The sequence below is a fragment of the Cupriavidus sp. FW306-1B-F12B genome, from assembly GCF_058781795.1.
Map to the genome: position 1 here is coordinate 273,581 of NZ_JBYSXC010000004.1, position 13,380 is coordinate 286,960.

Annotated in this window: 12 protein-coding genes; all 12 read right to left on the bottom strand. The window is 67.2% G+C overall.

Annotation, left to right across the window (positions count from 1 at the left end):
• Positions 1-382 precede the first annotated feature (382 nt).
• The 12 genes from AC3WLE_RS09465 to AC3WLE_RS09520 all read right to left on the bottom strand — a co-directional run bounded on the left by AC3WLE_RS09465 (position 383) and on the right by AC3WLE_RS09520 (position 13,363).
• Entirely contained in the window at positions 383-1,549 is a 1,167-nt protein-coding gene (locus AC3WLE_RS09465; RefSeq protein ID WP_492352363.1) for an ABC transporter permease, read from the bottom strand.
• Positions 1,550-1,564: 15 nt separating this feature from the next.
• Positions 1,565-2,719: an ABC transporter permease gene (locus AC3WLE_RS09470; protein ID WP_492317219.1), complete on the bottom strand. Its 1,155-nt coding sequence runs from the start codon at positions 2,717-2,719 to the stop codon at positions 1,565-1,567.
• A gap of 6 nt (positions 2,720-2,725) precedes the next feature.
• Complete coding sequence (locus tag AC3WLE_RS09475; RefSeq protein WP_492317220.1) at positions 2,726-3,418, bottom strand: ABC transporter ATP-binding protein; 693 nt, start codon at positions 3,416-3,418, stop codon at positions 2,726-2,728.
• A 10-nt stretch (positions 3,419-3,428) separates the two neighbouring features.
• Positions 3,429-4,643, bottom strand: a complete 1,215-nt coding sequence (locus tag AC3WLE_RS09480; protein ID WP_492317221.1) for an efflux RND transporter periplasmic adaptor subunit — start codon at positions 4,641-4,643, stop codon at positions 3,429-3,431.
• Positions 4,644-4,742: 99 nt separating this feature from the next.
• Positions 4,743-5,099 carry an ArsR/SmtB family transcription factor gene (locus AC3WLE_RS09485; protein ID WP_492317222.1) on the bottom strand — a complete coding sequence of 119 codons (357 nt, stop codon included), beginning with the start codon at positions 5,097-5,099 and terminating at the stop codon, positions 4,743-4,745.
• Positions 5,080-5,544: an SRPBCC family protein gene (locus AC3WLE_RS09490; protein WP_011617667.1), complete on the bottom strand. Its 465-nt coding sequence runs from the start codon at positions 5,542-5,544 to the stop codon at positions 5,080-5,082. The genes AC3WLE_RS09485 and AC3WLE_RS09490 overlap by 20 nt, the downstream gene beginning before the upstream one ends.
• 103 nt (positions 5,545-5,647) lie before the next feature.
• Positions 5,648-6,601, bottom strand: coding sequence for a PDR/VanB family oxidoreductase (locus AC3WLE_RS09495; protein WP_492356069.1), 954 nt, complete (start codon positions 6,599-6,601; stop codon positions 5,648-5,650).
• Between the two features lie 80 nt (positions 6,602-6,681).
• Positions 6,682-8,304 carry a trimethylamine N-oxide permease gene (locus tag AC3WLE_RS09500; RefSeq protein WP_492317433.1) on the bottom strand — a complete coding sequence of 541 codons (1,623 nt, stop codon included), beginning with the start codon at positions 8,302-8,304 and terminating at the stop codon, positions 6,682-6,684.
• Positions 8,305-8,667: 363 nt separating this feature from the next.
• Positions 8,668-8,970 (bottom strand): CBU_0592 family membrane protein, encoded by a 303-nt coding sequence (locus AC3WLE_RS09505; RefSeq protein WP_010811003.1) that lies wholly within the window; start codon positions 8,968-8,970, stop codon positions 8,668-8,670.
• A gap of 39 nt (positions 8,971-9,009) precedes the next feature.
• Positions 9,010-9,900 carry a TorF family putative porin gene (locus AC3WLE_RS09510; RefSeq protein WP_492317225.1) on the bottom strand — a complete coding sequence of 297 codons (891 nt, stop codon included), beginning with the start codon at positions 9,898-9,900 and terminating at the stop codon, positions 9,010-9,012.
• 169 nt (positions 9,901-10,069) lie between these two features.
• Positions 10,070-11,812, bottom strand: a complete 1,743-nt coding sequence (gene betA, locus AC3WLE_RS09515) for a choline dehydrogenase (protein WP_492356068.1) — start codon at positions 11,810-11,812, stop codon at positions 10,070-10,072.
• An 84-nt stretch (positions 11,813-11,896) separates the two neighbouring features.
• The gene (locus AC3WLE_RS09520; protein WP_492356067.1) at positions 11,897-13,363 is read right to left on the bottom strand and encodes an aldehyde dehydrogenase family protein; all 1,467 of its coding nucleotides are present in this window, start codon (positions 13,361-13,363) and stop codon (positions 11,897-11,899) included.
• Between the last annotated feature and the right edge of the window lie 17 nt (positions 13,364-13,380).

Sequence of the window (13,380 nt, forward strand, 5' to 3'; positions counted from 1 at the left end):
TTATTTTCCGTAGTACACAATTCTAACGGGTGGGACGGGTGGGACGGAAAAAGGACCGGGCCACCCCGCGAGGCATAGGCGGCCACGGTGTGCCCCGGGTCCATGGTGCGCCGTTGCGGCGCGGGTGGCTGACCCGGACGGGCAAAAAAAGGGGGCGGTTCACCCGCCCAATGTGCTGCCCCTCGCTACGTCTACAAGTGTAGGCCAGCGGTCAGCCGGGCCACGGTGGGCGAGTCCTTCCGGAGCGCCCCCGAATTTCGCGTAAAATTCAGGCCAGTTGGCTGCCCTGTTTCCCTGTAGGCAATCTTGTAGGTAGGAATCCCCAATTCCCCGGAAACCGCGCCAGATAAGGCTTCGGTGTTAGAGGGGAGCAAACCCTCGCTCAGCGCGCCCGCAACGCGTCCACGATATTCATCCGCGCCGCCCGCACCGCCGGCAGGAATCCGCCCGCCAGCCCCATCACCATCGAGAACGCCAGCGTCTGCAGCGCGATGGCCGGGGTCAGGATGAAGCGGAACGAGAGGTCCGCGAAGGTCTGGAAGTTGGTGGTCGAGAACGACGCGAACTGCATCAGCGCGGCGCATGCGAGGCCCGCGATGCCGCCCACCAGCCCCAGCAGCGCGGCTTCGATCAGGAAGGCGGTCAGCACGTTGACGCGCTTGAAACCCAGCGCGCGCAGCGTGCCGATCTCCGCCACGCGGTTGGCCACCGAGGCGTACATGGTGATCATGGCGCCGATCATCGCCGCGACCGAAAAGATGGTGGACAGCGTGAAGCCCAGGATATTGATAAAGCTGGACAGCGCCTTGGACTGGTCGCTGTAGAAGGCCTGCTCGCGCTTGGCCTCGTCGGCCAGCCGCGGGTCGACGTCGATCTCGGCGCGAAAGCGGTCGAACAGCGCCGAATCCGCCAGACGCACCACCATCGACGAATACGCATTGCGCCGGAACGACTGCATCAGCTGGTCCACGTCGCCCCAGATCTCGGAGTCGAAGCCGCTGCCGCCGGCGTCGAAGTGGCCGGCCACGGTCCAGTCGCGCTGGGCAAAGCGCAGGTGCTCGCCGATCTGCACCCCGGCAAAGCCGCCGGCGATGCTGCTGCCGACGATGATCTCGGACGAGCCCGGCCGGAACATGCGTCCGGCCACCAGCCGCACCTGCGGGCGCAGGTCCATGCCCGGCGGCGAGATGCCGCGGATCACCACGTTGGACGGCTGCCCGGTGCTGGTCTTGGTGAGCGAGATCAGCACCACCGCCTCGCGCGAGGCCAGCGGCCGGCCCGCGCCGCTCATGGCCACGGCCGGGTGCATCTCCATGATGCTGGCCTGGTCGCGGTTGACCGAGCTCTGGATCTCGGTCTCGGCGCCCTTGCGGATCAGCACCACGTTGTTCTGCTCGCCGGTGGTGACCAGGGTCTTCTTCAGGCCGGCGTCCAGCATCAGCATGGTGGCAAAGACAAAGACCACCAGCGCCAGCCCGCCCGCGGTCAGCGCGGTGGTCAGGCGCCTGGCCCACAGGTTGCGCGCGATATAGGTCAGCGGGATCGCCACGTCAGTCTCCGCGCGCTAGCCGATGGCCCGCAGGCCCTCGACGATACGCACGCGCGCAGCCTGCACCGCCGGCACGATGCCGGCAAAAACGCCCACCGCCAGCGCGCAGGCCGCCTGCAGCTGCATGGTCTGGGGCGACACGGTGAAGACCGGGAACACGCCGCCCACGGCCTGCTTGAAGGCGCTTGCCACCGGCGGTGTCGCCAGCATGCCGAGCGCGCCGCCGGCCACGCAGATCGCCAGCGACTCGCCGAACACCAGCAGCGCCAGGAAGCCGGGGCCGAAGCCCAGCGCCTTGAGTGTGGCGTATTCCACGGTGCGCTCGCGTGCGCTCATCGCCATGGCGTTGGCCATCACCGCCATGATGATCACGATCACCACATAGGACACCACGCGGATCGCCGCGATGATCTGGTTGGACATGGCGACAAAGCCCAGCTGGAAGGCCTGCTCGGTCTCGGTCAGCGTCTCCGCCAGTGAATTGCGGAACACCGCATCGACATTGCGCGAGATCGCGGCGGTGTTGTCGGGGTTGTCCACGCCCAGCACAAAAACGCCGACCTGGTCGGCCTGGCGCGGGGTGCGCTTGCGCACGGTCTCGTTCAGGTATTCCCAGTGGAACACCATCTGGCGCGTGATGGTGCTCTCGTCGCGCCCTTCCATGATGCCGCGCACCACGAACTCCCAGGTGCCGGGGTAGATGGTGCCCTTGATCGGGACCACGTCGCCAAGCTTGAAGCCGAACTGGTCGGCCAGCTGGCGCCCGACCAGCGCGCCCTTGCGGTCGCGCTGGTAGTCGGCGCGCTGCTGGTCGGGCACGATGAATTCCGGATAGAGGTCGAGGTAGTTGTCGGATACCGCGAACTGCGCGAAGAAGTTCTTGGGATCGCGGTAGACGCCGCCGAACCAGTTGGAGCGCGCCACCGAGCTCACGCCGTCGACGCCCTTGATGCGGCTTTCGTAGCTCAGCGGCAGCGGAAACACCAGCGAGATCGCATTGCGCGTGACCAGGCGCGCGCTGGAAGCCGCCGATGCGCCCGCATACCAGGCGTCGATCACGGTCTGCAGCAGCCCGAACGCCAGTACCGCGATCACCAGACCGAACACCGTCAGCGCGGTGCGCAGCTTGTGGCGCAATGCGTTGCGGGTGATCAGCTTGAGTGCGTACATGACGACTTAGGCAATCTCGCCACGGATCAACTCTCCCTTCTCCAAGTGCACCAGCGACCCCGCCGCGGCCGCGGCGTGCGCATCGTGCGTGACCATGATGATGGTCTTGCCGGCATCGGCATTGAGCCGCTGCATCATCGCCAGGATCTCGGCGGCGGAGGTGCGGTCGAGGTCGCCGGTGGGCTCGTCGGCGACGATCAGGGCCGGGTCGGTGATCAGCGCGCGTGCAATCGCCACGCGCTGCTGCTGGCCGCCCGACAGCTCCGACGGGTAGTGGCGCATGCGGTCGGCCAGGTTGACCATGTCCAGCACCAGTTCCACGCGCGCACGACGCTCCGCACGCGGCAGGCTGGTCAGCATCAGCGGCAGCTCCACGTTCTCGAACGCGGTCAGCACCGGCATCAGGTTGTAGAACTGGAAGATAAAGCCGACATTGGCGGCGCGCCAGTCGGCCAGCTCGGCTTCCGGCAGCCGCGTGATGTCCAGCCCCGCCACGTGCAGCGTGCCGCTGTCGGGCCGGTCGATGCCGGCGATCAGGTTCAGCAGCGTGCTCTTGCCCGAGCCCGACGGTCCCATCAGCGCAACAAATTCGCCTGCGCCGATATCGAGCGAAATATCGGTCAGCACCGGCACGGTCTGCACGCCGCGCCGGTAGGACTTGGCGACGTGGCTGATCTGCACCAGCGGTGCTGCGCTCATGCTGTCCTCTCTACGGCTTGGCCACGGTGACGCGGTCGCCGTCGCCGAGATTGTCGGCCGGCGACAGCACCAGCACGTCGCCCGGCTTGACGCCCTGCACGGCTACCAGTTCGCCCAGCTTGTCGCCGGTCTTGACCTGCACCTCATGCGCACGGCCGTCCTTCACCACATAGGCCAGCTCCCGGCCCTGGCGCGTGACCACGGCGGCGGGCTGCACCGCCACCACCGGCTGGCGGTCCTGCGCCGAGGCGGCGCGCGACAGGAAGGCGATCTTGGCGCTCATGTCCGGCAGCACGCGCGCATCGCGGTCGACAAAGCGCACCTTGACCAGCACAGTGGCCTTGGAGCGGTCCACCGTCGGCACGATGCGCGACACCTGCCCCGCCAGCCGCAATCCCGGCAGCGCATCCAGCAGCAGCTCGCACGGCTGGTTGGCGCGGATCTTGCCGATATTGGATTCGGCGACATCGGCTTCCACCTCCAGCGTCTCCATGTCGGCGATGGTCACGATCGCGCCCTTGGTGTCGGCGGCGGCAGAGAAGGGCGTGATGTTGTCGCCCACGTTGGCATGCTTGACCAGCACCACGCCATCGAAGGGCGCGCGCACCACGGTCTGCTCCACCGCGACCTCGGCCGCGCGGGCATTGGCCTGGGCCGAGGCGATCGACGCGCGCGAACTGTTGACCGAGGCCCGCGCCTTGTCAAAGCGCGCCACGTCGGCGTCGTACTGGGTGCGCGAGATGGCGTTCGGCACGATCAGGATCTTCGAGCGGCGCAGGTTCACCTCGGCGTCCTTCAGCTCGGCCTGCTGCAGCGCCAGGTTGGCCTGCGCCACCTGGACCTGTGCCTGCGCCTGCGCGAACGAGGCGGCGACGTCCTTGCTCTCCAGCCGCGCGATGATCTCGTCCTTCTTCACGTGCGAGCCCTCCAGCACGCCCAGCCATTCCAGCCGGCCCTGCGCCTTGGACGCGACCGCCGCCTTGCGCTGCGGCACGACATAGCCGGTGGCATTGAGCACGGTGAAATTCTGCGTGGGATAGGCGGAGGTGACGGTGGCGGTCTGCACCGCCTGCGGCCCGGCCAGCTTCATGGCGATGCCGGCCAGGGCCAGCACGGCCAGCGCGATCACTGCGTAGCGCAGCCACCTGCGCCGGGGGCGGATGCCGGCGCCGGCCGCGGCGGCGCTCCGGTCGATTTTCAGCCTGGACAGGTCGTGGTCAGCCACTGCGCGCTTCCTCTCGCTGTGATGGGAGGGGCTCCCAGTATAGCGGCGAGTGAAAGGGTGTCCATTGCCCGCGAGCAAGGGTGAAAACCACCTGGGCGGCTAGTGACTGGTCTCCACCGCCAGCTTCAGCTTCGCCAGCGCGAAATCCCATTGCCGCCCGATCGCTTCCAGCGACCGGCGCGCGGCTTCGACCTGGCCGGGCTCGAGCTGCCACAGGCGCTCGCGGCCGGCGCGGCTGTCGCGCACCAGCCCGGCCTGCGCCAGCACCTGCAGGTGCTTGGTGACCGCCTGGCGCGTCATGGCGCTGCCCGCGGTCAGCTGCGCGATCGACATCGCGCCGCCCGCGCACAGCGCTGCCACCAGCCGCAGCCGGGTTTCGTCGCCAAGCGCGGCGAAGACGGTCGCAGCATCGCGCGCTTCGAGCGCGGGCGGGGTTTCAGGCTGCGCCGCTGACATGCTTGCGGATGTTTTCCATCTGCCCGTCCCAGCCGCCGCTGTTCATGCGGAAGGCTTCCATGCGGCGTTCGGGCGGGATCTGGTCGAAGCCGGATTCGACCACGGTCAGCAGCGTGCCGCCTTCGGCTTCCTTCAACTCGAACACCACCAGCGTGGGCGGTTCTGCCGAATAGTCGCGGCCGCGCTCCATTGGCGCCGGATGCCAGCGCCAGGACAGCAGCCTCGGTGGTTCCATGCGCTCGACCTCTACGTCGAACTTCAGGTATTCATAGCCGGGATAGGTGATGCTGCCCACGGCACGCTGGCCTGGGGCGAAGGTCACGCCGTCGAATTTCACGCCAAACCAGCTGCCGAAGGTGTCGGCGTCGGCCAGTGCGTGCCAGACGCGTTCGATGGGTGCGGCCAGCAGGATGCTGCGCTCGATGCGGTCGGTGGATGAAGCCATGTCCGGTCTCCTTGTTCAGGGATGAATAGGCAACGTTGTGGTTGCATGTTAGGAGACCGGGTGGGGAAACGCAACCAAAAGGTTGCGAATGACCTCAGTATGGTCAGAGATCCAGCACCAGCCGCTGGCCCTTGCAGCGCGACACGCACAGCATCATCGTCTTCTGCGCGGCTTTTTCGGCATCCGACAGGTACTGGTCGCGGTGATCGGCCTGCCCTTCCAGGATGGTGGTTTCGCAGGAGCCGCAGATGCCTTCGCGGCACATGCAGTCCACCTTGATGCCCGCCTTCTCGATAGCGCGCAGCAGCGGTTCGTCGGCGCCGACCTGCAACGTCAGCCCGCTTTTCTGCAGCACGGCCTCGAAGGCGCCGCCGGTGGCGTCGACCTCGTTGCGGAACTGCTCGAAGTGGATGCGGCCCGCGTCCCAGCCCGCGGCGCGCGCGGCGTTGACCACGGCGTCGTTCAGCGGCGCCGGGCCGCAGACATAGACGTGCGTGTCGGCAGGCTGCGCGGCGATCAGCGCGGCGAGGTCGAGCATGGTGCCGCTGTCGCTCTCGTACAGGTGAAGCTGGCCGGGCTGCAGCGTGGCGGGCAGCACCTCCAGGAAGGCGGCGGAACGGGCGTTGCGGAAGCAGTAGTGCAGTTCGAACGCCGCGCCGCGCGCGGCCAGCGCCTGGATATGCGTCATGAACGGCGTGATGCCGATGCCGCCGGCGATCAGCAGGTGGCGGCCGGCGCCGTGGTACAGGCTGAACAGGTTGCCAGGCGCGCCGATATGCAGTTCGTCGCCTTCGCTGACCTGCTCGTGCATATAGCGCGAGCCGCCGCGCGAAGCCTCTTCCAGCCGCACCGCGATCTGGTAGTGGCCGGGCTCGCCCAGCGTGCTGGTCAGCGAATAGGCATTGCGCAGCCGGCCGCCGTCCATATGGACGACCACGTGGCTGCCGCTGTCGAAGGCGGGCAGCGCGCCGCCGTCGCAGGGTTGCAGGGTGAAGCGCTTGATGCCGGCGGCCAGCGGCTCGACGCGGCCGACGCGCACGCGGAGCGTGTCAGTCATGGCGGTACCTCGGAATTCAGGAAAAGCAGGGAAATCGGGAAAGGGGGGCAGGCCGGCATCGGGCCGGCCTGCCGGAGCCGTCAGGTGATCACCGTCAGCTTGGCAGCGATCCACACCACCAGCCCGCCGACGACCAGCGCCACGTAGGGCAGTACGCCGGCGCGCGCATTGGGCAGCTCCATGTCGCGGCGCATCGACTCGGGGAAGCGGCCCTTGTCCTGGATGTAGTGGCGGTACACGAACACCGGCACGATCAGCAGCGCGGCGATCAGGCCGTTGCGCAGCGTGTGCTCGCCCTGGAAGTTGGCGCCGGCGCCGACGAAGGCCAGGTCGAAGAAGCCGAAGAACGCGCCCAGTGCCAGCAGCCAGTTCTTGCACTTGTACGGGCGGGCCCAGTCCGGGCGGTCCATGCGGTGGATCCAGCCCGACTGCAGGTTCAGGAACACGAAGATCATGTAGCAGACGTTGCTGATCGACAGCACCGCCATGTAGTTCGACATCAGCAGCAGGAACAGGTTGAACACCAGATCAGTCCACATCGCGCGCGTGGGCGAGCCGTGCTCGTTCACGTGCGAGAGGTAGCGCGGCAGCCAGCCGTCGACCGAGGCCTGGTACAGCGTGCGCGACGAACCCATCATCGAGGTCATCACGATCAGCAGGATCGCCAGCACCAGCATCACCACGATCACGTTGAACACCACCGCGCCGCCGCCGACGAACCTGGCCATGGCCGCGCCCACGCCGGAGCCGTCGACGATGGCCGGTTCCAGCATGCCCGACAGGCCCAGCGAGCCCTGGAAGGCGATCGGCACCGCGATGAACATGAACAGGCACAGCACGCCGGACCAGAAGATCGCCTTGAAGGTGTCCTTCTGCGGATCCTTGAACTCGCGCGTGTAGCAGACCGCGGTCTCGAAGCCGAAGGTCGACCAGCACGCCAGGAACATCGCGCCCATGGCGGTGCTGATGCCGGCGGCGTTCCAGCCGCCCAGCACCGGGGCGCCTGCGGCGTCATGGGTCAGCGGCAGCAGCGGCAGGAAGTTGGTGGACGGCATGTCGCCGGTGAACATCGGCACCAGCGCGATCAGCACCAGCGGCGTCAGCGAGGCAATGCCCAGGATCCGCTGCGTGGTGGCCGCGGCGGAAGCGCCGCTGTGCTGCAGCTTGAAGGTGACCAGCAGGAAGGCGGTGGCCAGGATGAAGGTGGAGTTCACCCGCAGCGTCAGGCCCTTGCTGACAAAGCCCAGGTCCACCAGCGTCAGTTGCCAGGTGTTGATGACCGAATCGGGCGGGAACAGCGCGCTCAGCATGTAGCCGGCGGCGAGGCTGGTGCCCAGCGCCAGCATCGGCGACCAGGCCACCCAGTTGCACCACACCGAGACCGGTGCGACAAACTTGCTGTAGCGCACCCAGCCGAGCGCGCCATACACCGAGGCGCCGCCGGACTTGTGCGGATACAGGCCCGAGATCTCGGCATAGACGAAGCACTGCGCAAAGCCGACCAGGATGGCGAGGATCCAGATCACCCAGGCCGGGTTGCCGATGGTGGCGGACACGCCGCCGATGGTGAAGAGCACGCCCGCGGGCACGCCGCTGGTGACCCAGAAGGCATCCTTCCAGGTCAGGGTGCGCTGCAGTTCATGCGATTGGGTTTGCTGCTGCGATTGGGCGGGGGCGATCGGCGCCTGCGCGCCGATCGACAGCACGTCTTTCTGTGAATACACGATGTCTCCTTGCTTCCCGGGTTGCCGTTTATCTGGAGCTGCGCTCCGTCACGGTCTGCCGTCTGCGGTCTGGGTGGGTACGTTGCGGTACTGCCTGCCGGGGTTACGACGGTCGGGAATGTCTGGCGGGGATTCTGGGGGCGTTTCTCATCCTTGTCTCCTGTTGTCATCCCGGGGTTGCCATGCGGCCCGTTACGGGTCTCAGGCATGCGGGTTTCTTGTCGATTCACCATAGGTTAATTAGATTACCAATGGTGTATCGGGGTGAGTATAGAAACGGCTGGGAGCCAAGGCAACGGAAGTTTTGTATCGTCGTTGCCAAGCGCCCTGGCCGCCTCTTCGTTACTGCTGCACGGGCTGTCCCGGGCGCGGTCCGCCCAGCGTTTCCACCACCGCATGCCCCGCCCGCCGGTTGCGCCACCAGCCCAGCAGCGTCAGCCCCAGCCAGAAGCACTGGGTCAGGAACGACGCCAGGTTGAAGGCGCCGGTCAGCGAGATCAGGATGCAGCTCGGCCCGATCACGTTGAGGACGACGGCCAGCCTGCCGGTCGGGGATTTGTGCAGGACCTGCACGGCAAAATGCGCGGCAACGTAGGCGGCAACGCCGACAAGTCCGGTCGCGTCGGTAAGACCCAGGGAGGCCATGGTGGTAGGAAGCGGTAAAACAGCGGTTGAAGATTGCCGTCAGAACGTCTTGGTCACCGAGACCAGGAACGTGCTTTTCAGCGGGTTGGAAACGGACGGGTTGCCGGACGAATCCAGCGCCCCGGTGGTGTACTTGTCGTAGACGTCGGTGCGTCCCCAGCCGCGGGTATAGGCGCCGGTCACGGTCCAGCCGCCCTCGAAGGCCTTGGACAGCGCCACGCGCACGTCGCGGAAGTTGTAGGCGGCAAAGTTGCGCACGCGCTCCTGGCCGTAGTGCAGCAGCAGCGTGACGCCATGGCCCAGGTCGAAGGTGCCGTTGATATCCAGATAGCCGGAGCCGCGGCTGTGCAGGTCATTGCCGGCGAGCAGCGAGGCGCTGTTGTAGCCGAAGTAGTCGGGCGTATAGGTCAGCCAGTACTTGACGTTGAACCACTTGTACGTCAGCGACGCGACGGCCTCGCCGTAGTTGTACTTGGTCTGCGCGTACTGCAGTTTCGCGCCCGGGTACAGGTAGTAGTAGACCTGCCCGGCATAGGTGAGATCGCCGACGGTGCCGGTGTAGCCGGCATACAGATCCCATTCGACGGTGCCGCCCTCGATGAACTTGTCGCTGATGCTCGACATCCACGTACCCGCGGAAAAGCCGCTCGGGTGGGCGTAGTCGATGCCGCCCTGCACCGCAGGCCTGCCCCAGGTCTGGCGGAAGCCGCGCGATACGTATTGCGATGTCAGGGTCAGGTTGGCGCTCAGCGGCGCTGGCGATGCAGCCTCGGCCGGCGGCACGGTTGCCGTGACCTGCGGCACCGGCGCCACGGCCAGCGTGGTTTCGGCCCCGGCACTGGTCTGCGCCTGCGCGCTCAGCGCCTGGCACAGCAGCAGGGGCAGGGCGCCTTGCAGGGCCCGTTTTGAAGCAAAGCATTTGCGCAGCATGGAAGTCTCCTCCTTGCAGCCGGTCTGGGTTTGTTCTGGGTAGCCGGCTTTGTGGTGTGGGTGCGCGGCGCGCCGACCGGACGCACGCTGCCCGCCGGGGACCGAAGTCCCGGCAGCACATGCGTCGGTCAGGGGTTCTGGCGGGAAGCCCGCGCGCCGCGCCGCCTGGTCAGGCGGGCATCGGCATCGGCATCGGCATTCGCGCAGTGGCTGGCGGATGCCGCACCGCGTCTGCCTGCGCCCCGCCACGCGCGGTGGCGGCCTTGTAGTAAGGCGCCGTCGAGCGTTGCAGCGGTGCGCGGCCGCGGATCACGTCGGCCAGCTTCTCGGCCATCATGATGGTGGGCGCGTTCAGGTTGCCGGTGATGATCTTCGGCATGATCGAGGCATCGACCACGCGCAGGCCCGACAGCCCGTGCACGCGGCCCTGGTTGTCGACCACCGCCATCGGGTCGGAAGCGTCGCCCATCTTGCAGGTGCAGGACGGGTGCAGCGCGGTCTCGGCATGCTCGCGCACGAAGGCGTCGATTTCGGCATCGCTCTGGATCATCATGCCGGGCTTGATCTCGCGGCCGCGGAACTGGTCCAGCGCCTGCTGACCGATGATCTCGCGCGTCAGGCGCACCGCGGCGCGGAACTCGCGCCAGTCGACGTCGTGCGCCATGTAGTTGAACAACAGGCGCGGCTTCACGCGCGGGTCGCGGCTGGCCAGCTTGACAAAGCCGGTGCTGGGCGAGCGCATCGAGCCCACATGGCACTGGAAGCCATGCGACTGCACCGGGTTGCTGCCGTCGTAGTTCATCGCCAGCGGGATGAAGTGGTACTGCAGGTTGGGCCAGGCAAAGTCATCGCTGCTGCGGATAAAGCCGCCCGCCTCGAAGTGGTTGGAGGCCGCGGTGCCGGTGCCGCGCAGGTACCATTCGATGCCGATCGCGGGCTTGTTCCACCACTTCAGCGCCGGGTACAGCGATACGGGCTTGGTGCATTCGTACTGCAGGTACATCTCGAGGTGGTCCTGCAGGTTCTCGCCGACGCCCTTCAGGTCTGCCACCGACTCGATGCCAAATGCGCGCAGCTCGTCCGCATTGCCCACGCCCGAGCGCAGCAGCAGTTGCGGCGAGGCGATCGCGCCGTTGCTGACGATCACTTCCCGGCGCGCACGCGCTTCGCGCACATGGTCGCCCTGGATGTACGAGACGCCGATGGCGCGCTGGCCGGAGAACAGGATGCGGTCCGCCAGCGCGCGCGTATGCACGGTCAGGTTGGGCCGGTCCTTGGCCTGGTCCAGATAGGCCAGCGAGGTGCTGCAGCGGCGCCCGCGCGCGGTGGTGGTGCGGTCCATCGGGCCGAAGCCTTCCTGCTTGTAGCCGTTCAGGTCATCGGTCTGGCCATAGCCGGCCTGCTCGCCGGCCTTGATAAAGGCGCGGAACAGCGGGCTGATATCGGCCTTGGGCGTGGTCACGTGCAGCGGGCCGTTGCCGCCGTGGTAGTCGTTGGCGCCCTTGTCATAGGTCTCGGCCTTGCGGAAGTAGGGCAGGCAGTCGGCGTAGCTCCAGTTCTCCAGCGACTTGTTTTCTGCCCAGCCGTCGTAGTCCATCGCGTTGCCGCGGATATAGACCATGCCGTTGATCAGCGACGAACCGCCCAGCCCCTTGCCGCGGCCCTGCGTCATGCGCCGGTTGTTCATATGCGGCTCGGGCTCGGTCACGTAGGCCCAGTTGTAGGTGGTGCCCTGCAGCGGATACGCCAGCGCGGCCGGCATCTGGGTGCGCCAGTCCAGGCGCCAGTCGGGGCCGCCGGCTTCCAGCAGCAGCACCGAGACATCGGCATCCTCGGTCAGCCGCGCGGCCAGCACGCAGCCGGCCGAGCCCGCGCCGACGATGATGTAGTCGTACTCATGGATTGCCTGCATGGTGCAATCTCCTTGTTTGCTTGACGCCGTGCGTGGCGCCCGGGGGCGGGCCTGCCGCGCACGCGATTGCGAAGTCAGCTGCGCTCAGGCGCCAAACCAGCCCATCGCCTTGGGGGCCAGGTTGATATAGCTGTGCTTGAGTTCGGTGTACTCGTCCAGGCCGACGCGGGCCAGCTCGCGGCCGATGCCGCTCGCCTTGTAGCCGCCCCACGGCGCTTCCGGGAAGTACGGGTGGTAGTCGTTGACCCACACCGTGCCGAAGCGCAGCCCGCGCGACATCCGGTTGGCCTTGTCCAGGTCGCGGGTCCAGACCGCGCCGGCCAGGCCGTACGGGGTGTCGTTGGCGGCATGCAGCACCTCTTCCTCGGAGCGGAAGCGCTCGGCCGTGATCACCGGCCCGAAAATCTCCTCCTTCGCAATCTTCATGTCGGCCGTCACGTCGGCCAGCAGCGTCGGTTCCAGCCAGTAGCCCTTCTTGAAGACGTCGCCCGCCGGCCGCTTGCCGCCGTGAACCAGCCGTGCGCCCTCGGCAATGCCGGCCTGCACCATGCCCAGGATCTTCTCGTGCTGTTGCGCCGACTGCACCGGGCCCATCTGGGTCTCGCCGTGGAAGCCGTTGCCGATCACGATGCGCGGCAGGCGCTCGGCCAGCCGGCTGATGAATGCATCATAGATGCTGTCCTCGATCATCAGGCGCGAGCCGGCGGAGCAGACCTGCCCGGCGTGGAAGAACGCGGCATTGAGCGCGTAATCCACCGCTGCGTCCAGGTCGGCATCGGCAAAGACGATGTTCGGGTTCTTGCCGCCCAGCTCCAGGCCGATGCGCTTGAAGTTGCCGGTGGCGGCCTTCATGATGCTTTCGCCGGCATAGGCGCCGCCGGTGAACGAGACCAGGTCCACGTCCAGGCTCTCGGCCAGCTCGGCGCCGACTTCGGCGCCGCCGGTCACCAGGTTGAACACACCGGGCGGCAGGTCCAGCTCGGCCACCAGTTGCGTGAAGTGGTGCGTGGTCAGCGGCGTCAGGTTGCTGGGCTTGATCACCACGGTATTGCCGGCGCCCAGCGCGGGCGCGATCTTCCATGCGGCCTGCAGCAGCGGGTAGTTCCACGGCGTGATCAGGCCGCACACGCCAACCGGCTCGCGCAGCGTGCGGCTGATCACATGGTGCGGGGCTTCGTTGACCGCGCCCGACTCGGATGCGACCAGCCCCGCGAAGTAGCGGAAGGTGGCGGCGATATCGCCCATGTCGGTCCGGCTCTCGGTCAGCGTCTTGCCGGTGTTGAGCGACTCCAGGTGGGCGAGCTTCCCGGCATCGCGGTCGATCAGTTCGGCGATCTTGTTCAGCAGCCTGGCGCGGTCACGGATCGTCGTCTGGCGCCACGGGCCGTCGAAGGCCTTGCGCGCAGCGGCGATGGCCAGGCGCGCGTCGGCGCGGGTGGCTTCGGCGGCCTGGGCGATCACGGACTCGTCGGCGGGGCTCAGGATGGCGCGCGTGCCTTGGTCGATGGGCGACTGCCACTGGCCGTCGATATAGAGCTGGGTCTGGATCATTGCTGCGGTTCCGGTTC